Annotated in this window: 19 protein-coding genes; 5 read left to right on the top strand and 14 right to left on the bottom strand. The window is 56.6% G+C overall.

Translation table 11 applies throughout. The features are described from left to right. Nucleotides 1-5 precede the first annotated feature (5 nt). Both cysD and cysG read right to left on the bottom strand, forming a co-directional pair. Nucleotides 6-914, bottom strand: a complete 909-nt coding sequence (gene cysD / locus AC27FC_RS19160; RefSeq protein WP_010434549.1) for a sulfate adenylyltransferase subunit CysD — start codon at nt 912-914, stop codon at nt 6-8. Nucleotides 915-923: 9 nt separating this feature from the next. After that, a complete protein-coding gene (gene cysG, locus AC27FC_RS19155; protein WP_143346544.1) occupies nt 924-2,282 on the bottom strand; it encodes a siroheme synthase CysG in 1,359 nt (452 codons plus the stop codon). 237 nt (nt 2,283-2,519) lie between these two features. Here cysG and AC27FC_RS19150 point away from each other — a divergent pair, with 237 nt between their 5' ends. Continuing rightward, entirely contained in the window at nt 2,520-3,563 is a 1,044-nt protein-coding gene (locus AC27FC_RS19150; RefSeq protein ID WP_196355003.1) for an aminopeptidase, read from the top strand. A 71-nt stretch (nt 3,564-3,634) separates the two neighbouring features. Here the strand turns inward: AC27FC_RS19150 and cysH are convergent, their stop codons facing one another. From cysH to cysJ, 3 genes are read right to left on the bottom strand one after another with little or no spacing between them, the layout of a single operon-like run. Then, nucleotides 3,635-4,369: a phosphoadenosine phosphosulfate reductase gene (gene cysH, locus AC27FC_RS19145; RefSeq protein WP_023308999.1), complete on the bottom strand. Its 735-nt coding sequence runs from the start codon at nt 4,367-4,369 to the stop codon at nt 3,635-3,637. A 15-nt stretch (nt 4,370-4,384) separates the two neighbouring features. Next, on the bottom strand, nt 4,385-6,097 hold the full coding sequence (gene cysI / locus AC27FC_RS19140; protein WP_033146414.1) for an assimilatory sulfite reductase (NADPH) hemoprotein subunit: 1,713 nt from the start codon (nt 6,095-6,097) through the stop codon (nt 4,385-4,387). Continuing rightward, a complete protein-coding gene (cysJ, locus tag AC27FC_RS19135) occupies nt 6,097-7,902 on the bottom strand; it encodes an NADPH-dependent assimilatory sulfite reductase flavoprotein subunit (protein ID WP_196355002.1) in 1,806 nt (601 codons plus the stop codon). Before cysJ ends, cysI begins: the two co-directional genes overlap by 1 nt. Before the next feature lie 306 nt (nt 7,903-8,208). Between cysJ and queD the strand changes: the two genes are divergently transcribed. After that, nucleotides 8,209-8,571 carry a 6-carboxytetrahydropterin synthase QueD gene (gene queD, locus AC27FC_RS19130; protein WP_023309002.1) on the top strand — a complete coding sequence of 121 codons (363 nt, stop codon included), beginning with the start codon at nt 8,209-8,211 and terminating at the stop codon, nt 8,569-8,571. Between the two features lie 27 nt (nt 8,572-8,598). Here the strand turns inward: queD and queE are convergent, their stop codons facing one another. Genes queE through AC27FC_RS19115 form a run of 3 tightly spaced genes read right to left on the bottom strand, consistent with a single transcriptional unit; the run spans nt 8,599 to nt 11,591 of the window. Continuing rightward, nucleotides 8,599-9,270 carry a 7-carboxy-7-deazaguanine synthase QueE gene (gene queE / locus AC27FC_RS19125; RefSeq protein ID WP_023333236.1) on the bottom strand — a complete coding sequence of 224 codons (672 nt, stop codon included), beginning with the start codon at nt 9,268-9,270 and terminating at the stop codon, nt 8,599-8,601. 54 nt (nt 9,271-9,324) lie between these two features. Further along, nucleotides 9,325-10,032 carry an N-acetylmannosamine-6-phosphate 2-epimerase gene (locus AC27FC_RS19120; protein WP_196355001.1) on the bottom strand — a complete coding sequence of 236 codons (708 nt, stop codon included), beginning with the start codon at nt 10,030-10,032 and terminating at the stop codon, nt 9,325-9,327. Continuing rightward, nucleotides 10,032-11,591 (bottom strand): PTS transporter subunit EIIC, encoded by a 1,560-nt coding sequence (locus AC27FC_RS19115; RefSeq protein ID WP_196355000.1) that lies wholly within the window; start codon nt 11,589-11,591, stop codon nt 10,032-10,034. Before AC27FC_RS19115 ends, AC27FC_RS19120 begins: the two co-directional genes overlap by 1 nt. Before the next feature lie 165 nt (nt 11,592-11,756). On the opposite strand from AC27FC_RS19115, the gene AC27FC_RS19110 reads away from it, so the two are divergent. Together AC27FC_RS19110 and AC27FC_RS19105 are read left to right on the top strand one after the other, a co-directional pair. Further along, nucleotides 11,757-12,581: a MurR/RpiR family transcriptional regulator gene (locus tag AC27FC_RS19110; RefSeq protein ID WP_196354999.1), complete on the top strand. Its 825-nt coding sequence runs from the start codon at nt 11,757-11,759 to the stop codon at nt 12,579-12,581. Between the two features lie 358 nt (nt 12,582-12,939). After that, nucleotides 12,940-14,049, top strand: a complete 1,110-nt coding sequence (locus tag AC27FC_RS19105) for an SDR family oxidoreductase (protein WP_094934819.1) — start codon at nt 12,940-12,942, stop codon at nt 14,047-14,049. A 52-nt stretch (nt 14,050-14,101) separates the two neighbouring features. On the opposite strand, the gene eno is transcribed toward AC27FC_RS19105, so the two are convergent. The 5 genes from eno to rlmD form a co-directional block, all read right to left on the bottom strand. Further along, nucleotides 14,102-15,400: a phosphopyruvate hydratase gene (gene eno, locus AC27FC_RS19100; RefSeq protein ID WP_023309012.1), complete on the bottom strand. Its 1,299-nt coding sequence runs from the start codon at nt 15,398-15,400 to the stop codon at nt 14,102-14,104. Nucleotides 15,401-15,482: 82 nt separating this feature from the next. Beyond that, entirely contained in the window at nt 15,483-17,120 is a 1,638-nt protein-coding gene (pyrG, locus tag AC27FC_RS19095) for a glutamine hydrolyzing CTP synthase (RefSeq protein ID WP_023309013.1), read from the bottom strand. 223 nt (nt 17,121-17,343) lie between these two features. Next, nucleotides 17,344-18,135, bottom strand: a complete 792-nt coding sequence (gene mazG, locus AC27FC_RS19090) for a nucleoside triphosphate pyrophosphohydrolase (protein ID WP_032660259.1) — start codon at nt 18,133-18,135, stop codon at nt 17,344-17,346. Between the two features lie 67 nt (nt 18,136-18,202). Beyond that, nucleotides 18,203-20,434 carry a GTP diphosphokinase gene (relA, locus tag AC27FC_RS19085; RefSeq protein WP_047059994.1) on the bottom strand — a complete coding sequence of 744 codons (2,232 nt, stop codon included), beginning with the start codon at nt 20,432-20,434 and terminating at the stop codon, nt 18,203-18,205. 51 nt (nt 20,435-20,485) lie between these two features. Beyond that, the gene (gene rlmD / locus AC27FC_RS19080) at nt 20,486-21,784 is read right to left on the bottom strand and encodes a 23S rRNA (uracil(1939)-C(5))-methyltransferase RlmD (protein ID WP_196354998.1); all 1,299 of its coding nucleotides are present in this window, start codon (nt 21,782-21,784) and stop codon (nt 20,486-20,488) included. Between the two features lie 57 nt (nt 21,785-21,841). On the opposite strand from rlmD, the gene barA reads away from it, so the two are divergent. After that, on the top strand, nt 21,842-24,601 hold the full coding sequence (barA, locus tag AC27FC_RS19075) for a two-component sensor histidine kinase BarA (protein WP_196354997.1): 2,760 nt from the start codon (nt 21,842-21,844) through the stop codon (nt 24,599-24,601). 95 nt (nt 24,602-24,696) lie between these two features. Here the strand turns inward: barA and AC27FC_RS19070 are convergent, their stop codons facing one another. Beyond that, the gene (locus tag AC27FC_RS19070) at nt 24,697-25,836 is read right to left on the bottom strand and encodes a glycerate kinase (protein ID WP_073001473.1); all 1,140 of its coding nucleotides are present in this window, start codon (nt 25,834-25,836) and stop codon (nt 24,697-24,699) included. Nucleotides 25,837-25,859: the final 23 nt, after the last annotated feature.

Genomic DNA, 25,859 nt, shown 5'->3' with positions numbered 1-25,859 from the left:
GCTCCTTAGAAATAACCCTGACGTTTCTTCAGCTCCATGGAGCCTGCCTGGTCGCGGTCAATCACGCGCCCCTGTCGCTCGCTGGTGGTGGACACCAGCATCTCTTCGATGATCTCCGGCAGCGTCTGCGCGCTGGATTCCACCGCCCCGGTCAGCGGCCAGCAGCCGAGGGTACGGAAGCGCACCATCTGTTGTTTGATCACTTCGCCCGGCTGCAGGTCGATACGATCGTCGTCGATCATCATCAGCATGCCGTCGCGCTCCAGCACCGGGCGCTCGGCGGCCAGATACAGCGGAACGATTTCGATGTTTTCCAGATAGATGTACTGCCAGATATCCAGCTCGGTCCAGTTGGAGAGCGGGAAGACGCGAATGCTTTCGCCTTTGTTGATCTGGCCGTTGTAGTTGTGCCACAGCTCCGGACGCTGGTTTTTCGGATCCCAGCGGTGGAAGCGGTCGCGGAAGGAGTAGATACGTTCTTTGGCGCGGGATTTCTCCTCGTCACGGCGCGCGCCGCCGAAGGCCGCGTCAAAACCGTATTTGTTCAGCGCCTGCTTAAGCCCTTCGGTTTTCATGATATCGGTGTGCTTGGCGCTGCCGTGCACGAACGGGTTAATGCCCATCGCCACCCCTTCCGGGTTTTTATGCACCAGCAGCTCGCAGCCGTAGGCTTTCGCGGTACGGTCGCGGAACTCGTACATTTCGCGGAATTTCCAGCCGGTATCCACGTGCAGCAGCGGGAACGGCAGCGTGCCCGGATAAAACGCTTTACGCGCCAGATGCAGCATGACGCTGGAATCTTTACCGATGGAGTACATCATCACCGGGTTAGAAAACTCGGCGGCCACTTCGCGGATGATATGGATACTCTCCGCTTCGAGCTGCCGCAGGTGTGTAAGACGTTTTTGGTCCATAACCGTTCCTTAAGCCAAATTTACGACAGAAGAACCAAAGCCTTCTGTATCGGTTGTATGTTGGAACCAGGCGAGCGTGCTGTGCAGCTGCACCACTTCTCCCACCACGATCAGGGCGGGCATCGGGGCGTCTTTCGCCAGGGTTGCAAGATGTTCCAGCGTGCCCGTCGCCACGTGCTGATCGACGCGCGTGCCGCGAGAAATAACGGCAACGGGCGTCGTCGCCTCGCGACCGTGCTGAATAAGTTGTTCGCTGATGTCTGCCGCTTTCATCGTGCCCATGTAGATCGCCAGCGTCTGGCGGCTCTGGGCGAGATGCGACCAGTCAAACGGCGTGCTGTCGGCCTTGTAGTGGCCGGTCACGAAGGTCACGCTCTGGGCGTAATCACGATGGGTCAGCGGGATACCGGCATAGGCCGTCACCGCAGAGGCTGCCGTGATGCCGGGCACCACCTGGAACGGTATGCCCGCTTCGGCTGCCGCCTGCAGCTCTTCGCCGCCGCGACCAAAAATGAACGGATCGCCCCCTTTCAGGCGCACCACGGTTTTACCCGCTTTGGCGGCGTCAACCAGCATCTGGTTGGTGTCGTGCTGCGGCACCGAGTGCTCGCCAGCCCGTTTGCCGACGCAGATTTGCTCCGCATCGCGACGGATCAGCTCGCGCACGCCGTCGGTGACCAGATGGTCGTAGAACACCACGTCCGCGTCCTGCAGCACCTGCAGACCGCGCAGCGTCAGAAGCCCGGCATCGCCCGGCCCTGCGCCCACCAGAATGATCTCCCCGCCCGTGCTGCCGGGGTTATCCAGTTCGTCCTCGAGAATTTTCTGCGCTGCCGTCTCATTACCGGCATGCATCAGGCTGGCAAAGCGGCCGCGAAACACGCGCTCCCAGAAGCGACGGCGTTCCGTTACGCTGGTCAGGCGCATTTTCAGGTGGTTGCGCCAGTAGCTGGCTTTTTCCGCCATGCGCCCGAGGCTGGTCGGCAGCAGCGCTTCGATTTTTTCACGCAGCACGCGCGCCAGCACCGGTGCGGTACCGCCGGAGGAGATCGCCACCAGCAGCGGAGAACGGTCAACGATCGACGGGAAGATGAACGAACATAACGGCTGGTCGTCCACCACGTTCACCAGGCGGTAACGGGCCTGAGCGGCGTCGGAAATCCGCCGGTTCAGGTCGCGATCTTCGGTCGCCGCAATCACCAGCACGACGCTGTCGATTTGTGATTCGTCAAAATCCGCTTCTGCCACTACCCGCACCTGCGCCCCTGCGCGTTGCAGAAACGCGATTTTGCGATCGGCAATTTCACCCGTGCCAACAACCAGCACCGGCTTCTCTTTTATCGCGGCAAATAAGGGCAGATAGTCCACAAGCAACAACTCACTAACAACGAGGAATAAAGGGACTATAGGGGGCGGCTTAGACCGAATGAAATTACGAATTGGAATGAGTAGTTACTCAATGGAATAACGCCGTGAAAAAGCTAATACCAAAAAGTGCTTAACACGCGAAATTTCGGGCATTTAAGACCAATTCAAATTGTGTATGGACGATCACAGTTTCATACTAGGCGGGTTATTATTTTGCTCAGTTTTTAAGGACTCACTATGTTTTCCGCAACGCGCCACCGTATTGCTGCCCTGGCGTTCGGCGTTTGCTTTATTCTTCCTGCCCAGGCAAAAAACCAACCTTATGGTGAAATCGCCACTATGCAGGCGCGGCATATTGCCACCGTCTTCCCTGGCCGCATGACCGGCTCGCCTGCGGAGATGCTCTCTGCGGACTATCTTCGCCAGCAGTTTGCCGGGATGGGCTACCAGAGCGATATCCGGTCGTTTCACAGCCGCTACGTCTATACCTCACGAAATAAAACGAAAAACTGGCATAACGTGACCGGCAGTACGGTTATCGCGGCGCATGAAGGTCGCGCGGCTGAACAGATTATTATCATGGCGCACCTTGATACCTACGCCCCGATGAGCGATGCCGATACGGATAACAACCTCGGCGGGCTGACGCTGCAGGGCATGGACGACAACGCGGCGGGCCTGGGCGTGATGCTCGAACTGGCCGAGCGGATGAAAGATATTCCAACCCAGTATGGTATTCGTTTCGTTGCCACCAGCGGTGAAGAAGAGGGCAAACTCGGCGCTGAGAATCTCCTTAAACGCATGAGCGCTGAGGAGAAGAAAAATACGCTGCTGGTGATCAACCTCGATAACCTGATCGTCGGCGATAAGCTTTATTTCAACAGCGGGCAGAGTACGCCGGGACCCGTGCGGAAACTGACGCGCGACCGGGCGCTGGCGATTGCCCGCAGCCATGGCGTTTTTGCCACGACCAATCCGGGCGGGAATCCTGCTTTCCCACGCGGAACAGGCTGCTGCAACGACGGGGAAGTCTTCGATAAGGCGGGCATTCCGGTGCTGTACGTGGAAGCGACAAACTGGGCATTGGGCAAGAAAGATGGCTATCAGCAACGCGCTAAATCGAAAGCCTTCCCGGACGGTACAAGCTGGCACAACGTGATGCTGGATAATCAGCTGCACATTGACAGCGCGCTGCCGCAGCGGATTGAGCACCGCAGTCGTGATGTGGTGAAGGTCATGCTGCCGCTGGTGAAGGAGCTGGCGAAAGCGGGGAAAGCCTGAGGTCGTTAAGCATAGGGCGGCCTGATGCCCTCACCCCAACCCTCTCCCACAGGGAGAGGGTGGATAAAGGATCACCCTTCGTGCAGCCCGCACTCGCGCTTCAGCCCAAAGAATCGCGTCTCTTCTTCCGCCATTCCCGGTTCCCATTTGCGCGTGGTGTGGGTGTCGCCCACCGACAGATAGCCCTGGTCCCACAGCGGATGGTACTTCAGCCCGTGTTTTTGCAGATACTGATACACCGTACGGTTATCCCAGTCGATAATCGGCAGCACTTTAAATACCCCGCGCTGGACCGCCAGCACCGGTAAGGTTGCACGGCTGCCGGACTGCTCGCGGCGCAGCCCCGCAAACCACGTCTGCGCATTGAGCTCTTTCAGCGCCCGGTTCATCGGCTCGACTTTGTTGATCTCATTGTATTTCTCAATGCCCTCAACGCCCTGCTCCCACAGCTTACCGTAGCGCGCCTCCTGCCAGGCCGCGCTTTCCGTCGCGCGGTACACTTTGAGGTTCAGCTTGAGCTTGTCCGTCAGCTCGTCAATAAACTGGTAGGTTTCAGGAAACAGGTAGCCGGTATCGGTAAGGATCACCGGAATGTCCGGACGGATCTGATTCACCAGATGCAGGCTGACCGCCGCCTGAATACCAAAGCTCGACGAGAGCACATAGTCTCCCGGCAGGTTTTCCAGCGCCCACGCCACGCGCCCTTCGGCGTCCAGCTTTTCAAGGTGGGCATTGGTTTCTGCCAGCGCCAGAATGCGTTCGACTTTAGGCAGATCGTTAAGGGCGTTTAGATCGAGTACGGACATAATTACCTCTCGTGGTTACTCCCAGAAATCCCTTGCGGGATCGAGCACCGGGCGAATGATGCCCGCACGCACCGTAAAGTCGCCGAAGCCTTCACCCGCTTCGCGCTCTTTCGCCCAGCGCCCGACAAGCTCGTCGATGGAATCAAGGATTTCCGGCTCGGTAATGTTCTCGCGGAACATACGCGGAATGCGCGTGCCGATACGGTTACCGCCCAGGTGCAGGTTATAGCGCCCCGGCGCTTTCCCCACCAGACCCAGCTCGGCCAGCATCGCGCGGCCGCAGCCGTTCGGGCAGCCGGTGACGCGCATAACAATATGCTCGTCCGGAATACCGTGTTTTTCCAGAATCGCCTCCACTTTGTCAGTGAATGACGGCAGGAAACGTTCCGCTTCGGCCATCGCCAGCGGACAGGTCGGGAACGACACGCAGGCCATCGAGTTTTCACGCTGCGGCTTAACCGCATCCATTAATCCGTGGTCGCGCGCCAGCTTCTCGATCTTCGCCTTCTGGCTCTCCGGCACGCCGGCAATAATGAGATTCTGGTTAGCGGTAATGCGGAATTCGCCTTTATGGATCTTAGCAATTTCCAGCAGACCGGTTTTCAGCGGACGGCCCGGATAATCCAGAATACGACCGTTTTCGATAAACAGCGTCAGGTGCCATTTATTGTCGATACCTTTCACCCAGCCAATGCGATCGCCGCGACCGGTGAATTCGTAAGGGCGGATCGGCTCAAATTTGATGCCCGCACGACGCTCCACTTCCTCTTTGAACGTCTCAACGCCCACGCGCTCCAGGGTGTATTTGGTTTTCGCGTTTTTACGGTCGGTACGGTTGCCCCAGTCGCGCTGCGTGGTCACTACCGCTTCCGCCACGGCCAGCGTGTGCTCCAGCGGCAGGAAGCCGAACTCGCTCGCGGTGCGGGCGTAGGTTTTCTTATTACCGTGTTCAATGGACAGGCCGCCGCCCACCAGCAGGTTAAAGCCAATCAGCTTGCCGTTTTCAGCAATCGCCACGAAGTTCATGTCGTTGGCGTGCAGGTCGATATCGTTCTGCGGTGGGATCACGACCGTGGTTTTAAACTTACGCGGCAGATAGGTCTGGCCAAGGATCGGTTCTTCGTCCGTGGTCGCGACTTTTTCCTGATCGAGCCAAATCTCCGCATAGGCGCGGGTGCGCGGCAGCAGGTGCTCAGAGATCTTCTTCGCCCACTCGTACGCTTCGGCGTGCAGCTGGGACTCATACGGGTTCGAGGTGCAAAGCACGTTACGGTTCATGTCGTTGGCGGTCGCCAGCGCGTCCAGCCCGACCGAGTGCAGCATCTGATGCACCGGCTTGACGTTCTTCTTCAGAATGCCGTGGAACTGGAATGTCTGACGGTTGGTCAGGCGGATGCTGCCATAAATCGTGTTTTCACCGGCAAACTTGTCGATGGCCTGCCACTGTCTGGTGGTGATCACCCCGCCCGGCAGACGGCAGCGCAGCAGCATCGCATGACGCGGCTCCAGCTTCTGTTCGGCACGCTCGGCGCGGATGTCGCGATCGTCCTGCTGGTACATGCCGTGGAAGCGGATCAGCAGGAAGTTGTCGCCTTTGAAGCCGCCGGTGAGACCGTCATTCAGATCTTCAGCAATGGTGCCGCGCAGATAGTTGCTTTCCAGCTTCATGCGCTCGGCGTCTGTCAGTTTACCTTCGACCACCAGTGGCCCTGGATGTTTTTCGCTCATTAGTAGACATCTCGCTGATAACGGCGCTCAACGCGCAGCTCACTTAAAAATTCATCCGCCGTTTCGGCATCCATACCGCCGAATTCGGCAATCACTTCCAGCAGTGCCTGCTCAACGTCCTTCGCCATGCGATTGGCGTCGCCGCAGACATAAATGTGGGCACCGTCATTGATCCAGCGCCACAGCTCTGCGCCCTGTTCGCGCAGTTTATCTTGTACGTATACTTTTTCTTTCTGGTCGCGGGACCAGGCCAGATCGATGCGGGTCAGTACGCCTTCTTTCACATAGCGCTGCCACTCAACCTGGTAGAGGAAATCCTCGGTAAAGTGCGGGTTGCCGAAGAACAGCCAGTTTTTACCCGGCGCTTCATCTGCCGCGCGCTGCTGCATGAAGGCGCGGAACGGCGCAATGCCGGTGCCCGGGCCAATCATGATGACCGGCGTTTCCGGGTTCGCCGGCAGGCGGAAGTTGTCGTTGTGCTCGATAAAGACGCGCACTTCGCCCTCTTCTTCCACGCGATCCGCCAGGAAGCTTGATGCCCCACCCGCACGGGCGCGGCCTTCGATGTCGTAGCGCACCACGCCGACGGTAATATGCACTTCACTCTCCACTTCGGCCTGCGAAGAGGCGATGGAGTACAGGCGCGGCGTCAGCGGTCGCAGCAGGCCGATCAGCGCATCCGCATCCAGCTGAGCCGGAGAGAAACGCACCATATCGACAATTGGCGTCGTCGCGGCGTAATGCTGCAGCTTCGCTTTGTCGCCCACCAGCGGCAGCAGGGATTCGCTGCGCGTTAAGGTGGCATAATTTTCGACGATATTCGGGGTATTCACCGTCAGTTCGAAATGCCACTGCAGCGCCTCTGCAAGCGGATGGATTTTGCCGTCAACGGTGACGGGCTCGTCACCCTTCAGCCACAGCAGCTCAACCAGCTCTTTCACCAGAGCCGGATCGTTCTGATACCAGATACCCAGCGCGTCGCCCGGCTGATAGCGCAGGCCAGAGTCGCCGAGATCGATCTCGATATGGCGCACGTCTTTTTCCGAATCGCGGCCGGTGATTTTCTGGTTCACCGACAGGCTCGCCGTCAGCGGCGCCTCTTTGGTGTACGGGCTGGTGTGGATGTCGTTGACGGCCCCCGTCGCGGTGAACGCGGCCTGCGCCGACGTCTCTTTCGGCACGCGCGCTTTCAACACCTCAACGATGCGCGCACGCCATTCGGCGGCGGCGGTCTGGTATTCAACATCCGCGTCAACGCGGTCCAGCAGGCGCTCCGCGCCCAGCTCCGCCAGCCTGCTGTCGAAGTCTTTACCGGACTGGCAGAAGAATTCATACGAGGTATCGCCCAGGCCAAATACGGCAAACGCCGTGGCATCCAGCTTCGGCGCTTTTTTCGAGAACAGGAACTTATGCAGGGCCACCGCTTCTTCAGCAGGTTCACCTTCACCCTGCGTAGAGGCGACCACCACCAGCAGTTTTTCTGACGCGATTTGCTTAAATTTATAATCCCCGGCGTTGACCAGGTTCACGTTCAGTTTGGCGGCCAGGAGGTCGTCACGCAGCGCTTCGGCCACGCGGCGCGCATTGCCCGTCTGCGAGGCGGAAATCAGGGTAATGGCCGGAATTTCAACGGCCGTTACCGGTGCACCCGCCACAGCGCCAGGCTGCTGATTGAGCATTCCCCAGAAATAACCGGAGACCCAGGCAAGCTGAGTGGGAGAAAAATCAGAGGTGGCAGCCTGAAGGCGCGCCAGTTGCTCCGGGTTCAGGGGAAGCAAATTTGAAGGTGGGGCCTGTGTTGTCATGCGTCGTTATGTTCCAGTAGCCAAGCGGACTTTAAGCGAATAAATCCAAACTGAAGATAAGGTTAACGGCGAGGATAATAACAATTAAAGAAGGGATGGAAATAATAAATAACCAAATGGACTAACCTGTTTTAGTTGTCATACTTAGCGATAAAACCGATTAATTAACCCTCTGAAAATTATCGATAAAAGCATCAAAAAACGCCTGTTAACGAGACGCCAGGCTTCAGAGCCGTTTTAGTTAATGCTAAAAATTGTGCTTTCCGGTACTATGCGGCGGTTTTTTCCGCATTACTGAGAGCGATCATGTCCACCACACTGTTTAAAGATTTCACCTTCGAAGCCGCCCACCACCTTCCGCATGTCCCTGAAGGGCATAAATGCGGCCGTCTGCACGGGCATTCGTTCATGGTGCGTCTTGAGATCACCGGTGAAGTTGATCCGCATACCGGTTGGATCATGGATTTTGCCGAACTGAAGGCGGCGTTTAAGCCGACCTACGATCGTCTGGATCATTACTACCTGAATGATATCCCGGGCCTTGAAAACCCGACCAGCGAAGTGCTGGCGAAATGGATTTGGGATCAGATGAAGCCGCTGGTACCGCTGCTGAGCGCGGTGATGATTAAAGAGACCTGTACCGCCGGCTGTATCTATCGCGGGGAGTAAAAAAAGCCCGGCTAAACCGGGCTTTTTTTAGGCAATATTCAGGTATTTGTGCGTCTGCATCGACAGGCGCCAGTTGCGCGCAATACAGGTTTCAATGCACAGGCGCGTCGCGTCGTCTTTCTGGCTGATCGGCTGTAGCGCAATGACGCGCTGCTTTTCATCCGTCAGCGTTGCCAGCAGTTCATCCAGCGCTTCGATATCACGCACGCGCCCAACCGGGTGCTTAATCTCATCCGCGCGTTCCAGCGCCTGAGACAGCACGTCATACCCGCCGCGCATATTCACTTTTGGCGATACCGTCACCCAGGTGGTGTGTGAACAGCGCACTTCATGGGTGCCGCTGGTTTCAATCTGGCAGCTGTAGCCGTTCTTTTCGAGCAGCTCGGTCAGCGGCGTCAGATCGTGGATGCAGGGTTCACCGCCGGTGATCACGACGTGGCGCGCCGTCCAGCCCTGACGACCAATAATGGCCAGCAGATCTTCTGAACTGCCCGCGCCCCACTTATCGCTCTCTTTGGTTTTCGCCAGAATGCTAAACAGCGACACTTCCCGATCTGCGAGCTTATCCCACGTATGTTTGGTATCACACCAGGCACAGCCAACCGGGCATCCCTGTAAACGAATGAAAATAGCGGGAACGCCGGTAAAGTAACCCTCGCCTTGCAGGGTCTGGAACATCTCGTTAATCGGGTACTGCATAGTCATCTCAGTAAAGGGGATAAACGATAAGTATCGCAGATCCCCGCCTGATGGTCATGCTCCATCGGTGCTTTGCGCGCCAATCGCCGCCATAAAACGCTCGGTAATTTGCTGTGGACGGGTGATGGCGCCGCCGACGACGACCGTATGCGCGCCCAGCGCCAGGCATCTGGCCGCGCGTTCAGGCGTATCCACGTTGCCTTCGGCAACCACGGGAACCGTCACGGCAGCCAGCACGCCCTTCAGGAACGCGCAGTCATTTTCCGGAAGCGAATGGCCCGCCGTTTCCGCCGTATAGCCGTAAAGCGTGGTGCCGACACAGTCAAAGCCAAGCGCCTGCGCCGTCACGGCTTCGCCCACGGTGGAAATATCCGCCATCAGCAGTACCGCGGGATAGCGCGAGCGGATGCGCGCGACCAGCGTTTCCAGGGATTCTCCACCGGGACGCTCCCGCGCCGTTGCATCAAGCGCAATGATTTCCGGAGAGACGGCCATGAGCTCATCCACCTCTTTCATCGTGGCGGTGATAAACACCTCACTTTCCGGGTAATCCCGTTTGATGATGCCGATAACAGGCAAAGAGACCTGCTGCTTAATGGCCTCGATATCCACCACGCTGTTGGCACGAATGGCGGCGGCTCCGCCCTGCGCCGCCGCCAGCGCCATGCGCGACATAATAAACGGGCTATGCAGCGGTTCATTTTCCAGCGCCTGACAGGAGACGACCAGTTTTCCCTTCAGGTTATCCAGTACAGTTTTCATTACGATAAGATCTCTTCCACTTCGTTTTTGATAATCGTGACGTGCGGGCCATAAATGACCTGAACCCCGTTACCGCGCACGATAACGCCGCGCGCGCCGGTGGCTTTCAGCGCCGCGTCATTCACTTTGCTGCCGTCCTTCACCGTGACGCGAAGCCGCGTGGCGCAGCAGTCCACCTCTTCCAGATTCTCTTTTCCGCCTAATCCCGCGATCACCGCAACGGCGCGCTCGCTCTGTGAGAAGGTCACCTCATTGGCCATCGCCTCCTTTTCACGGCCCGGCGTGGCAAAATCGAAGCGGTTAATCAGGTAACGGAAAGTGAAGTAGTAGAGGAAGAACCACGGCACGCCGACCAGCGGAACGAACATCCAGTTGGTTTTGGCTTCCCCCTGCAAAATGCCGAACAGCACGAAGTCGATAAAACCGCCGGAGAAGGTTTGCCCGATGGTGATATGCAGCATGTGTGCGAGCATGAACGCCAGCCCGTCAAACAGCGCATGAATGACGTAAAGCACCGGCGCAATAAACAGGAAGGAGAACTCGATAGGCTCGGTAATCCCGGTCAGGAACGAGGTTAACGCCGCAGAGAGCAGCAGCCCGGCAACGCGCTTTTTGCTCTCCGGTTTTGCCGTGTGGTACATCGCCAGACACGCGCCGAGCAGGCCAAACATCATCGTAATAAAGCGCCCGGACATGAAGCGCGACGTGCCCTCATAGAAATGCTGCGTGTTCGGGTCGGCCAGCTGGGCGAAGAAGATCCGCTGTGTGCCCTCAACGAGGTGACCGTTAACAATCTCACTGCCGCCGAGCGCGGTGGTCCAGAACGGCAGATAGAAGATGTGGTGCAAACCAAACGGGCCCAGCATGCGTAAAATGAAGCCGTACAGCAGGGTTCCCAGATAGCCGGTGGCATCCACCAGCCCGCCGAGACCAAAAATCAGCTTCTGGAAATGCGGCCAGACCACCGTCATGAGCGCGCCGACGAGTATCGCCGCCAGCGAGCTGATGATGGGAACAAAGCGCGAGCCGCCAAAAAACCCGAGGAACTGCGGAAGCGCAATTTTATTAAACCGATGATGGAGCGTGCAGGTCACCAGACCAATCACCACGCCGCCAAACACGCCGGTTTCCAGCGTCTGGATCCCCAGCGTCATGCCCTGCCCCACAGCGCCCGGGTTCTCGTGCGCCAGTTTGCCGGTGAGGATCAGCAGCGCGTTGATGGTGGCATTCATCACCAGAAACGCGAGTAGCGCCGCCAGCCCAGCCGTGCCCTTATCGCTTTTTGCCAGCCCGACGGCTACCCCAACCGCAAACAGCACCGAGAGGTTCGCAAACACGATTGAACCGGCGCTGCTCATGATAGTGAAAATGGCCTGCAGCCAGCCCACATCTAAAAACGGATAAGCCGCCAGCGTATTGGGATTCGATAACGCGCCGCCTATCCCCAGCAGCAGGCCCGCCGCGGGCAGCACGGCGATAGGCAACATAAAGGATTTACCAAAGCGCTGCGCTTTTTCAAACCATCCCCCCGAAGAAGCACCACTGAACATTTGCATCATTTTTTCATCTCCCCTTTAAACGATGAAAATTTTTACCATATAAATATCACTCAGTGAAAATTATCATCAAAAACCAGGAAGCCGATCATACTTTTTCAAAATGACTGGCATCTTTCCCCTCCTTTCCGCCACACTAGTCGCAGCGAAACACATTAAGGACGTGGCATGTCGGACCATGAAAATCTGCTGCTGAAGCTCCGCCAGGAGGCTTCCGGGTACAGCCCAACGCAACAAAAACTCGGTGAGTTTGTCCTCAGCGATCCTGCCCGGGTGCTCTACCTGACGATCACTGAACTGGCGCGCGAGAGCCACACCAGCGAAGCCAGCGTCACGCGCCTTTGCCGGACGCTGGGCTGCAAGGGCTATAACGAATTTAAAATGGCGCTTGCGCTGGATATTCAGCAGGGCCAGCCCGCGCGTCAGGCGGGGGATGAGATTGATAACGTCGTGGATGAGTCGGTGCAGGCTTTGCAGGATACCGCCAGACTCCTCGACCGCACGTTGCTTGAAAAAGCGGCGCTGGCGCTGCATCAGGCGCAATCCGTGCAGATTTATGGCGTCGCGGCCAGCGCGATCCTCGGGGAGTATCTGCATTACAAGCTGCTGCGGCTGGGCAAACCCGCACAGTTGTTTAGCGATATGCACCGCGCGGCCATGAATGCGACAACGCTTTCGAAAGATACGCTGGTTGTGGCCATCTCCATTTCGGGTTCAACGCGGGATTTACTCCACGTGGTGAAGCTTGCCCGCAAGCGCGGCGTTAAGGTTCTGGCGCTCAGCAATACGCCCCGCAGCCCGCTGGCGTCTCTGAGCGACATGCAGCTGGTTGCCGCCAAACCAGAAGGCCCTCTAAGTGCAGGCGCGCTCAATGCTAAGGTTGGAGTGATGCTGCTGGTCGAGCTGCTGACCACGTCCATGATTGCGCTGGATGGTCATTACGGCGACGTTAGCCAGCAAACAGCTAGCGCCACGCTTCCCCTTTTGCTCTGAAAATCATTCGCAGGCTAAATAAATCGGCCTGCGACGTATGTTGTCTGATTTGAGTTAAGGGGTATTTAAAGCATTTATTCGATAAATATTTGGTGTAACAAATTATTATATTTATTACATTTTGAATTAGGTTTGCTATTCGGCACAGAATTCATAAAAACAATTAAATTCAATGAGTTAAAATTTAAATTTTAATAGAGTGAATTTTTACCCTTGCGATACTGTCCAATATATCCACCTGATTTCCTTTCCTTAAAATAAGCTTAAGACGCCATTGATTTCGGCGTTTTATTATTTAAATGCCGTTTACTTTTGCACGCCTACAATCCGCCTCATCAATCATAATGAGACGGTATTAATGAAGATGTTATTGATTACAGGCGTGACCGGATTTCTGGGTGGTGCAGTTCTTGAAAAAATCCTGACCAGCGATCAACCCGCAAAACTCCTTTTGCTTGCGCGCTCCAGCGATCCGCAGAGCGGGCTGGAGCGCGTGCTGGAGAACATGCGCAAGTTCAACGTTCCCGAGGACAAGCTGGCCTCCCTGAAGGTGGATAATATCCTGATTGGCGACCTCAGCCAGCCTGAAGCCTTTCTCAACGATCCCCGTCTGGATCGGGTCACGCACGTGGTTAACTGTGCGGCCGTCGCCTCATTTGGTAATAACCCGCTGATCTGGAAAGTCAACGTTGAAGGTACGCTCGCGCTGGCGCGCCGTATGGAGCAGGTTACAGGACTGCAGCGTTTCCTCCACGTCGGCACAGCAATGTCATGCACGCCGGAGCAGGATTCACTGGTCGCCGAAAGCGCTGAATTCAGAGAGAATGCAGAACACCTGGTGGAATACACGTTTTCGAAGTCAACTATCGAACAGCTTATGCGCCAGGAGTGTCCGAACCTGCCGCTGCTCATCGCCCGTCCGTCCATCGTTGTCGGCCATACCCGTCACGGCTGCACGCCGTCGAGCAGCATTTTCTGGGTCTTTAGCATGGGCCTGATGCTGCAGAAATTTATGTGCTCAATGGAAGACAGGATCGACGTTGTTCCGGTGGATTATTGCGCCGACGCGATGTTAATGCTGCTCAACAGCAACGCTCGTCCGGGAGAAGTGGTACACATTTCTGCGGGAGAAGAGAACAGCGTTCGCTTTGCGGATATCGATCAGGCAATGGCGCAGGCGCTGGAGAAAGCCCCCGTCGGGGATAAATATGCGCAGGTCAGCTACGAAACGCTGGTCAGAATGCGCCGCGAGCTGAAACATATTTTTGGGCCGTGCAACGAACGTCTGATGCTGAAAGCCATGCGTTTATACGGTGCGTTTGCCACGCTTAACGTGCGCTTCAGCAACGATAAGCTGCTGAGTATGGGGATGCCGAAGCCACCCCGGTTTACGGATTACATCGCCCGCTGCGTGCAAACCACTCAGGGGCTGACCATTCCGGAGCAAATGGCGGTCGATTTTAAATAGCCAAAAAAATGCCAGTCATTCGACTGGCATTTTCATTTTAAGGCTTAAGCAATTATGCCTGGCCTTTGATCTCTTTCAGACCGTTGTATGGTGCTTTTTCGCCCAGAGCTTCTTCGATACGAATCAGCTGGTTGTATTTAGCAACACGGTCAGAACGGCTCATAGAACCGGTTTTGATCTGGCCTGCAGCGGTACCCACAGCCAGGTCGGCAATGGTAGCGTCTTCAGTTTCGCCAGAACGGTGAGAGATAACAGCGGTGTAGCCAGCGTCTTTCGCCATTTTGATCGCAGCCAGAGTTTCGGTCAGAGAACCGATCTGGTTGAATTTGATCAGGATGGAGTTAACGATGCCTTTCTCGATGCCTTCTTTCAGGATCTTGGTGTTGGTTACGAACAGGTCGTCACCAACCAGTTGGATTTTGTCGCCCAGTACTTTAGTCTGGTATGCGAAGCCAGCCCAGTCAGACTCGTCCAGACCGTCTTCGATAGACACGATTGGGTACTGTTTGGTCAGGTCTTCCAGGAAGTGAGTGAACTCTTCGGAGGTGAACGCTTTGTTGCCTTCGCCAGCCAGAACGTATTTACCGTCTTTGTAGAATTCAGATGCTGCACAGTCCATCGCCAGGGTGATGTCTTTGCCCAGCTCGTAGCCAGCAGCTTTTACTGCTTCTGCGATAACAGCCAGCGCTTCTGCGTTAGAACCCAGGTTTGGCGCATAGCCACCTTCGTCACCAACAGCAGTGTTCATACCTTTAGCTTTCAGAACTTTAGCCAGGTTGTGGAACACTTCAGAACCCATACGTACCGCTTCTTTCAGGGATTTCGCGCCAACTGGCTGAATCATGAATTCCTGAATATCAACGTTGTTGTCTGCGTGCTCACCACCGTTGATGATGTTCATCATTGGTACAGGCATGGAGTATTTGCCTGGGGTGCCGTTCAGTTCAGCGATGTGCTCGAACAGTGGCATACCTTTCGCAGCAGCTGCCGCTTTGGCGTTCGCCAGGGAAACAGCCAGGATTGCGTTCGCACCGAAGTTAGATTTGTTTTCAGTACCGTCCAGATCGATCATGATCTTGTCGATGCCAGCCTGGTCTTTGGCGTCTTTGCCAAGGATTGCCTGAGCAATCGGACCGTTTACAGCGCCAACCGCTTTCAGTACGCCTTTGCCCAGGAAGCGGGATTTGTCGCCATCGCGCAGTTCCAGCGCTTCGCGAGAACCAGTAGAAGCACCTGATGGAGCAGCAGCCATACCAACGAAACCACCTTCCAGGTGAACTTCGGCTTCAACGGTCGGGTTACCACGGGAGTCGATGATTTCACGACCGATGACTTTAACGATTTTGGACATTAGATTTTCCTCAGTACAAGTTAAACTAAAACTCCAGACAAACAACGCGTACCAAAGGTACGCGTTGCCGTTCTAACTTTTTTTACTTCGCCTGACGCTTCTGGTAGTCGCTGGCGGCCTTCACGAAGCCTGCAAACAGCGGATGCCCGTCACGTGGCGTTGAAGTAAATTCCGGGTGGAACTGGCAGGCGACAAACCACGGATGGTTTGGCACTTCAATGATCTCGACTAACTGATCATCCCCGGAGCGGCCCGCAACACGCAGGCCCGCGGCTTCAATAGGTTTCAACAACATGTTGTTGACTTCATAGCGGTGACGATGGCGCTCGGTGATGACCGGCTCGCCGTACAGCTTGCGAACCACGCTATCGTCAGACAGCTGGCAGGCCTGTGCGCCAAGACGCATGGTGCCACCCAGATCGCTCTTCTCGGTACGGACTTCGACGTTACCTTCTTCGTCACGCCATTCAGTGATAAGCGCCACAACAGGGTACTTACAGTCTGGCACAAATTCCGTAGAGTTCGCGTTTTCCATTCCCGCTACGTTGCGCGCAAATTCGATCAGCGCAACCTGCATACCCAGACAGATGCCGAGGTATGGAATATTGTTTTCACGCGCATAGCGCGCGGTGGCGATCTTGCCTTCTACACCACGGTAGCCGAAGCCGCCAGGGATGAGGATAGCATCCAGATCTTTCAGGATTTCAACGCCACGCGTTTCAACATCCTGCGAATCAATCAGCTTGATGTTCACGGAAACACGGTTCTTCAGACCACCGTGTTTCAGCGCTTCGATCACTGACTTATAGGCATCCGGCAGTTCAATGTACTTGCCGACCATACCGATAGTCACTTCCCCTGCCGGGTTGGCTTCTTCATAAATAACCTGTTCCCATTCAGACAGGTTCGCTTCCGGACAGTTCAAGCTGAATCGTTTACAAATATAATCGTCCAGGCCCTGAGATTTCAACAGGCCCGGGATTTTATAAATGGAATCGACATCTTTCATTGAAATAACGGCTTTTTCAGGCACGTTACAGAACAATGCAATTTTCGCACGTTCGTTCGCCGGAACCGCACGATCGGAGCGGCAAACCAGGATATCTGGCTGAATACCAATGGAGAGCAGCTCTTTCACAGAGTGCTGAGTCGGCTTGGTTTTCACTTCACCAGCGGCGGCCATGTACGGCACCAGAGTCAGGTGCATGAACAGCGCGTGCTCACGGCCGATATCTACCGCCAGCTGACGAATCGCTTCCAGGAATGGCAGGGATTCGATATCACCCACGGTACCGCCGATTTCAACCAGCACCACGTCGTGGCCTTCGCCACCCGCAACAATGCGTTCTTTGATTGCGTTAGTGATGTGCGGGATAACCTGAACGGTTGCACCCAGATAGTCACCACGGCGCTCTTTACGCAGAACGTCGGAGTAGATGCGGCCAGTCGTGAAGTTGTTACGACGGGTCATTTTGGTGCGGATGAAACGCTCGTAGTGGCCAAGATCCAGATCGGTTTCAGCGCCGTCTTCAGTAACGAACACTTCCCCGTGTTGGATTGGGCTCATGGTGCCCGGATCGACGTTGATGTACGGATCCAGTTTCATCATGGTCACATTGAGGCCACGGGCTTCAAGAATGGCTGCGAGGGAGGCTGCGGCAATGCCTTTACCCAGAGAGGATACGACCCCGCCGGTCACAAAAATATAGTTCGTTGTCATGCTGAACCTGAGAAGTTAGGGTGAAACGATGGAATAACCAGGACGGGAAAGTAGTATACCCGAACACGGCGAGCGCCACAAACTTTCATTCTCCGTCTCCATTCCAGGCCATGACAAACATAAGGAGTGAGAAAATAGCCCCTTTTGGGTAAATGTTTTTGACGCAAATCAAGCGCTTGTCATTTAAAAAATCACACAAATTGCGCTTGATCGCAAAATCTCGTTAGAGATCAGATTCCTGGCGCTTTACTTCTTGCCAGACTTCTTCCATCGCTTCGAGGTCAATTCCGCTCATTTCCAGGCCTCGCGAGGCGACAATCCGCTCAACTTCGCGAAAGCGTCGTTCGAATTTTATGTTGGCTTTTTGCAGGGCGGTTTCCGCTTTTACACCCAGATGGCGAGAAAGGTTGACGGTTGCAAACAGCAGGTCGCCCATCTCTTCCTCAAGCTTTGCTTCATCCACCACCGCCTGCTGCGCTTCGTGCATGACTTCGTCAATCTCTTCGTGCACTTTATCGAGCACCGGGCCGAGGGAGGTCCAGTCAAAACCGACGGCGGAGCAGCGTTTCTGGATTTTATGCGCGCGCATCAGCGCGGGCAGGCTCAGCGGAATATCATCCAGCGCCGAGTGCTGGGATTTTTCCGCCCGCTCGGCGCTTTTGATCTGCTCCCAGCGGGCCAGCACCTCAGCGCTGTTCCCTGCGGTGGCATCGCCGAAGATATGGGGATGACGGCGCTCAAGCTTGTCGCTGATGGCAGCGCAGATATCGTCAAAGTTAAAGCGCCCCTCTTCCTGCGCCATTTGCGCATAGAACACCACCTGGAACAGCAGATCGCCCAGCTCGCCGCGCAGGTCGTCAAAATCTTCGCGGGAAATGGCGTCCAGCACCTCGTAGGTCTCTTCGAGGGTATAAGGCGCGATGGTGGCGAAAGTCTGCTCTTTGTCCCACGGGCAGCCGTTTTCCGGGTCGCGCAGGCGTTTCATGATGCCGAGCAGGCGGTCGATTTGAGTCATAGTGTTTTCCATTAAAAAAACAAGCCGGGTGGCGGCAAAGCCTTACCCGGCCTACAGAAGAGTGTGTTTAACCGCCGTGCAGACGACGCGCGTCAATCACATCCGGCACCTGGTTCAGTTTGCCAAGCACGCGGCCCAGCACCTGCAGGTTGTAGATTTCGATGGTCATATCGATGGTGGCAAGCTGCTCGCGGGTATCGCTGCGGCTGGCGACGCCCAGCACGTTGACCTTCTCGTTGGCGAGAATGGTCGTGATGTCGCGCAGCAGGCCGCTGCGGTCGTTGGCAGTGACGCGCACCACCAGCGAGTAGCCGGCAGAATAGCTCTCACCCCAGACCGCTTCCACGATGCGCTCCGGCGCATGCGACTGCAGCTCGGCAAGCTGGTCGCAGTCGGAGCGGTGAATCGAAATCCCGCGTCCCTGAGTGATAAAGCCGACGATATCGTCGCCCGGAATAGGCTGACAGCAGCGGGCAATGTGGTGCATCAGGTTACCTACGCCTTCAACCACCACGCGGCCGTTGTCTTTGCTGCGCTGCTGCGGCGCATAGGTTTTCTGCTGCAGCTGCTTCAGCGCCGCCGCGTCCTGCTCTGCCGCGCTTGGCTTATTGAACTGCGCCTGCAGGAAGTTCACCATCTGATTCAGACGAATATCACCGCCGCCAATGGCCGCTAGCAGCTCGTCAAGCTCGTTGAAGTTGTAGCGCGGCAGCAGGAATTTCTCCGCCTCTTTCAGGCTTATCCCGATATGCTCCAGCTCGTCGTCGAGGATCTGGCGACCGGCAAGGATGTTCTTGTCACGATCCTGTTTACGGAACCAGGCGTGAATTTTCGAGCGCCCGCGGCTGGTGGTGACGTAGCCCAGGTTCGGGTTAAGCCAGTCACGGCTCGGGTTGGGCTGCTTCTGGGTAATGATTTCAATCTGGTCCCCCATCTGCAGTTGATAGGTGAACGGTACGATACGTCCGCCAATTTTCGCCCCGATGCAGCGGTGCCCCACATCGCTGTGGATGTGGTAGGCAAAATCGAGCGGCGTAGAGCCCGCAGGCAGGTCGACAACGTCCCCTTTTGGAGTAAAGACGTAGACGCGATCGTCAAAGACCTGGCTGCGCACTTCGTCGAGCATCTCGCCGGAGTCGGCCATCTCTTCCTGCCACGCAATCAGCTTGCGCAGCCAGGCAATGCGGTCTTCGTGGCCAGAACGCGCTCCGCCGGAGGTGCCTTCTTTGTATTTCCAGTGCGCGGCCACGCCCAGCTCGGCGTCTTCGTGCATCTGTTTGGTGCGGATCTGAATCTCGACCGTTTTGCCGCCAGGGCCAAGCACAACGGTATGGATAGACTGATAGCCGTTCGGTTTGGGGTTGGCGACATAGTCATCGAACTCATCGGGCAGATGACGGAAGTGAGTGTGTACTATCCCCAGCGCGGCGTAGCAGTCCTGCAGACGATCCGCCACGATACGCACGGCGCGCACGTCAAACAGCTCGTCAAACGCGAGGTGTTTCTTCTGCATTTTGCGCCAGATGCTGTAGATATGCTTAGGCCGGCCGTAGACTTCGGCGCGCACGTTCTCTTCTTTCATCGCCTGGCGCAGGCCGCCGACAAATTCCTCGATATAGTGCTCGCGGTCGATACGGCGTTCATGAAGGAGTTTGGCAATACGTTTATATTCCGCCGGGTGCAGATAGCGGAAGCAGTAATCTTCCAGCTCCCATTTCAGCTGACCAATGCCTAAGCGGTTCGCCAGCGGCGCGTAGATATTTGTACACTCTTTGGCCGCCAGCACGCGCTCGTCTTCCGGCGCATCCTTCACCTCACGCAGGTGGGCAATCCGCTCGGCAAGCTTGATGACCACGCAGCGGAAATCATCCACCATGGCCAGCAGCATCCGGCGTACGTTATCGACCTGCTCAGAGGAGACGGAATCGGTGTGCGCGGCTTTGAGCTGGCGAATGGCCGCCATATCGCGCACGCCGTGGATCAGCTCGACGACGGATTTCCCGACGCTGTCGCGCAGCACGTCTTCGCTGACCACGTCCGCATCCGCTAGGGGGAAGAGAAGCGCGGCCTGCAGCGTTTCAATATCCATGTTCAGCATGGATAAGATTTCCACCATCTCCACGCCGCGCCACAGGAGAAGATCGGCGTCGGGATGCCCCTGCGTGGTGCGCAGACAATAGGCCCAGGTTTCGGTTAAGCGTTCACACGACTGCTGGCTGGAAATTCCCAGACTTGCGATCCATTTTTGTGGGTCAAATTCCCCAGCTTTATTGAGATGTGCACTTCTTACCGCAACCATTGTCCTCTCCTTTAGGGACCTGGGCCTGTCGAAGTCGACAAGCCAAACAAATTAGATGTGCTCGAACAACACCATCGATTCCAGATGTCCAGTGTGCGGGAACATGTCCAGCATTGCCAGACGCTGAATCTGGTAACCCGCGCTGATTAATGCCTCACTGTCCCGGGCAAGCGTTGCCGGGTTACAGGAAACATAGACCACACGCTTTGGCGCGAGTTTAATAATATGTGCCATCACACCCGGGGCACCGGCACGCGCCGGGTCGAGCAAAATTTTATCAAAGCCCTGTTTTGCCCACGGCTGTTGGGTGACATCTTCTTCAAGATTTTGATGAAAGAATGTCACATTTTGCAAGCCGTTCTGCAGCGCGTTCTCCTGCCCTTTAGCCACCAGCGCCTCAACGCCTTCCACGCCGACGACGCTGGCCGCTTTTCGCGCCAGCGGCAGCGTGAAGTTGCCCATTCCGCAGAACAGATCGAGCACCCGATCGCTTTTCTGAACATCCAGCCACGTCAGCGCTTTCTCAACCATCTGCTGGTTTACGCCGTCATTCACCTGAATGAAATCCCGCGGGCTGAACGTTAAGCGTAGCCCGTTTGACGCATACCAGGGCGCCTCACCGGTGACCTGCTCAAGTATCTCGCTTTGTGGTGCAAGGAAAAGCGCCAGGTCGTGGGAATGCGAAAAGCGTTCCAGTTTTTCGCGATCTTTTTTCGACAGCGGCGCGGTATGGCGCAGCACCATCAGCGGTCCATTGTTGGCCATGACCAGTTCGACATGCCCGAGGTGGCGAACGCCGTCCAGCCCGGAGAGACAGGTGCGCACATCCGGAAGCAATGCCTCAAGATGGGGCACCAAAATGGGGCACTGCTGCACATCGACGATGTCACTGGAACCGGCCTTGCGAAACCCCATCTCCAGCCGCGCCGTTTTTGGCTGATAGCTGAGGCTCAGGCGCGCGCGTCGCCGATAGCCCCAGGGCGCATCGGCGAGAATTTCGTTAACGTCATGTTTAAGCTGACGCGCCAGCGCGCGGCTTTTGCTTTTTTGCTGTAATTCTGTGCTCGCATGCTGTTGCTGGCAGCCCCCGCAAACGCCAAAATGTGGGCAGCGGGGCTTCACGCGCTCCGGGCTATCGTTGAGGCGACGCTTAACCTGTCCGCGCGCGAACTGGCGTTTATCTTCCGTCAGCGTAATTTCTGCTCGTTCTGTCGGCAGTAAACCTGTTATAAACAGAGCCTTACCGTTGTGACGTGCCACTCCCTGACCAAACGGATCGAGGTCCGTGGCTTCAACAGTAATGATTTGACGCGTCGTCACGCGTCGCTTTGCAGAGTAGAATTGCGCCATCGCCGAGATTTTTCTCACATAAACATAATTATCTTAATTGTCCCATAACGGAACGCCATGACCAACTACAGCCTGCGCGCGCGCATGATGATTTTGATCCTCGCCCCCACCGTTCTCATCGGTTTGCTGCTGAGTATCTTCTTTGTTGTGCACCGCTATAACGATTTGCAGCGACAGCTTGAGGATGCAGGCGCCAGCATTATCGAACCGCTTGCCGTTTCCAGCGAGTACGGCATGAACCTGCAAAACCGCGAATCCATTGGCCAGTTAATCAGCGTGCTCCACCGCCGTCACTCGGACATCGTACGCGCCATTTCCGTTTACGACGAACATAACCGCCTGTTTGTCACCTCGAATTTTCATCTCGATCCGGCGGCCCTGAAGATCCCGGACGGTACGCCGTTCCCGCGCCACCTCACCGTCTTGCGGCGCGGCGATATCATGATCCTGCGCACGCCGATCGTGTCGGAAAGCTATTCACCCGATGAGTCAGCGCAATCCGACGCCAAATCCAGCAACAATATGCTGGGATACGTGGCGCTGGAGCTGGATCTCAAGTCGGTCCGGCTACAGCAGTACAAAGAAATTTTCATCTCGGGCGTGATGATGCTGTTCTGCATTGGCATTGCGCTGATCTTCGGCTGGCGCCTGATGCGCGACGTGACGGGCCCCATCCGCAACATGGTTAATACGGTTGACCGCATCCGCCGGGGACAGCTCGACAGCCGGGTGGAAGGGTTTATGCTGGGCGAGCTGGACATGCTGAAGAACGGCATCAACTCAATGGCCATGTCGCTGGCGGCGTATCACGAAGAGATGCAGCACAACGTTGACCAGGCGACGTCCGACCTGCGCGAAACGCTGGAGCAGATGGAGATCCAGAACGTTGAGCTGGATCTGGCGAAAAAGCGCGCCCAGGAAGCGGCACGTATTAAGTCGGAATTCCTGGCCAATATGTCGCACGAGCTGCGTACGCCGCTCAATGGCGTGATCGGCTTTACCCGCCTGACGCTGAAAAGCGAGCTCAACCCGACTCAGCGCGATCACCTGCACACCATTGAACGCTCGGCCAACAACCTGCTGGCGATCATCAACGACGTGCTGGACTTCTCCAAGCTGGAAGCGGGCAAGCTGATCCTGGAAAGCATTCCGTTCCCGCTGCGCAGTACGCTCGATGAGGTGGTGACGCTGCTCGCGCACTCGTCGCACGACAAGGGCCTTGAGCTGACGCTCAACATTAAAAACGACGTGCCGGATAACGTCATTGGCGATCCGCTGCGCCTGCAGCAGGTCATTACCAACCTTGTCGGGAATGCGATTAAATTCACCGAAAGCGGTAACATCGACATTCTGGTAGAAAAACGCTCTATCAGCAGCAATAAGGTGCAGATTGAAGTCCAGATCCGCGATACCGGCATCGGTATTCCTGAGCGGGATCAGTCGCGTCTGTTCCAGGCGTTCCGTCAGGCGGACGCCAGTATCTCCCGCCGTCATGGCGGTACCGGCCTGGGGCTGGTGATCACGCAGCGCCTGGTGAACGAGATGGGCGGCGATATCTCTTTCCACAGCCAGCCGAATCGCGGTTCAACCTTCTGGTTCCATATTAATCTGGACCTCAACCCGAACGTTTTGACCGATGGCCCGGTGACGGACTGCCTGAAAGGCAAGCGCCTGGCCTACGTCGAACCTAACGCGGCGGCAGCGCAGTGTGCGCTCGATATTTTAAGCACCACGCCGCTGGAGGTGGTCTACAGCCCAACCTTCTCAGCGCTTGCCGTTGAGCACTACGATATTCTGCTGATGGGGATCCCGGTCACCTTCACCGGCGAACTGACCATGCAGCAGGAGCGGCTGGCGAAAGCCGCGTCAATGACCGACTATCTGCTGCTGGCGCTACCCTGCCACGCCCAGATAAATGCGGAGGAGTTGAAAAACGACGGAGCCGCCGCGTGTCTGCTGAAGCCGCTCACTTCGACCCGCCTCCTGCCCGCGCTCACGGAGTATTGCCGTCTTAGCCAGCATGCTCTCCCTCTGATTGACGACGAGCAAAAATTGCCGATGAGCGTGATGGCGGTGGATGATAATCAGGCCAACCTGAAGCTGATTGGCGCGTTGCTTGAGGACCAGGTTCAGCACGTTGAGCTGTGCACCAGCGGCGCGCAGGCGGTTGAACAGGCGAAGCAGATGCAGTTCGATTTAATCCTGATGGATATTCAGATGCCGGGCATGGATGGCATTCGGGCCTGCGAGCTGATCCACCAGCTGCCGCACCAGCAGCAAACCCCTGTCATTGCGGTCACCGCGCACGCGATGGCCGGTCAGAAAGAGAAGCTGCTGAGCGCCGGAATGAATGACTATCTGGCGAAGCCCATCGATGAAGAGAAACTTCATAACCTGCTGTTACGCTATAAGCCGGGTCACATTAGCGGGACGTACACGGTTTCCAGCGAGCCGGTTGAAATCAGCGTCAACCAGAACGCGACCTTTGACTGGCAGCTCGCGCTGCGCCAGGCGGCAGGTAAACCCGATTTAGCCCGCGAAATGCTGCAAATGCTGGTCGCGTTTCTGCCGGAAATTCGCAATAAGGTGGAAGAGCAGCTGGTGGGTGAAAACCCGGAAGCGCTGCTGGAAGCGATCCACAAGCTGCACGGCAGCTGCGGGTATAGCGGCGTACCGCGGCTGAAAAATCTTTGCCAGCTGCTGGAGCAGCAGCTGCGTGCCGGCACGCCGGAATCGGAGCTTGAACCGGAGTTTCTGGAGCTGCTGGATGAGATGGATAACGTAACGCGCGAAGCGACGAAGTTGCTGGGAAGCTGAGATAAAAGCCCGGTGGCGCTACGCTTACCGGGCCTACGATTGCGGGTGCGGCCTGATGCCCTCACCCCGATCCTCTACCACAGGGAGAGGGAGAACTACATTCCCTGCCCCACTTTCAGCACCGCCGCGATATTCCTGGCGGCCATCCTGACGTTCTCGCTGGCATTTTCCAGCGCATCTTCCAGCGAGCAGATGGTGTAAATCACGCTAAACACCGCATCAATGCCGTGATCGTGTACCACGCCAACGTCCGACGTCAGGCTGCCTGCAATGCCGATGACGGGTTTGTTAAAGCGTTTCGCCACTTTCGCCACGCCCACCGGGACTTTGCCGTGGATCGTCTGGCTGTCGATGCGGCCTTCTCCCGTGATCACCAGATCCGCATCGGCCACCTGGTCGGCCAGGTGTAGTGCATCGGTCACGATCTCAATGCCCTGGCGCAGCTCCGCGCCGCAAAAGGCGTACAGCGCGGCCCCCATGCCACCCGCCGCGCCGCCGCCAGCAAGGTTTAGCACGTCGATATCCAGATCCCGGGCAATGACTCTCGCATACTGCGCCAGCGCGTTGTCCAGGGTGACGATCATCTCGGGTGTGGCCCCCTTTTGCGGACCAAATACGGCTGATGCGCCATCCTTTCCGGTGAGCGGATTCGTCACATCACAGGCGACCTCAATCCGGCACTCCGCCAGACGTCTGTCCAGCCCGCTCAGGTCGATACGCGCGAGTTTTCCCAGCTCGCCCCCGCCCTGCCCAAGGGGCTGCCCGCTGTCGTCCAGCAGCTTTGCCCCCAGCGCCTGCACCATCCCTGCCCCGCCGTCATTGGTGGCGCTGCCGCCAATGCCGATGATGATATGCTTAACGCCTGCGTCCAGCGCGTGACGAATAAGTTCGCCCGTGCCCCACGAGGTGGTTTTCAGGGGATTACGCTGCGAAGGAACGACCAGCTCCAGGCCGCTTGCCGCCGCCATTTCAATAAAGGCACTTTGCTCGTCACCGGATAAGCCATAAAATCCTTCCACGCGCTCACCCAGCGGGCCGGTCACCGGAACATGCACAATGCGTCCCTGCGTTGCCGCGATCATCGCCTCAACCGTCCCTTCGCCACCGTCCGCGACCGGCAGTTTGACGTAAACCGCCTCGGGAAAGATCTCGCGAAAACCACGTTCTATCGCTGTCGCAACCTCAAGCGCACTCAAACTTTCCTTATACGAGTCCGGTGCGATAACAATTTTCATAAGCCATCCTTACGCATAGTCGT

It is taken from the genome of Enterobacter sp. C3_dUdeg, from assembly GCF_057536195.1.
This window is presented reverse-complemented; position numbering and strand designations above follow the sequence as displayed.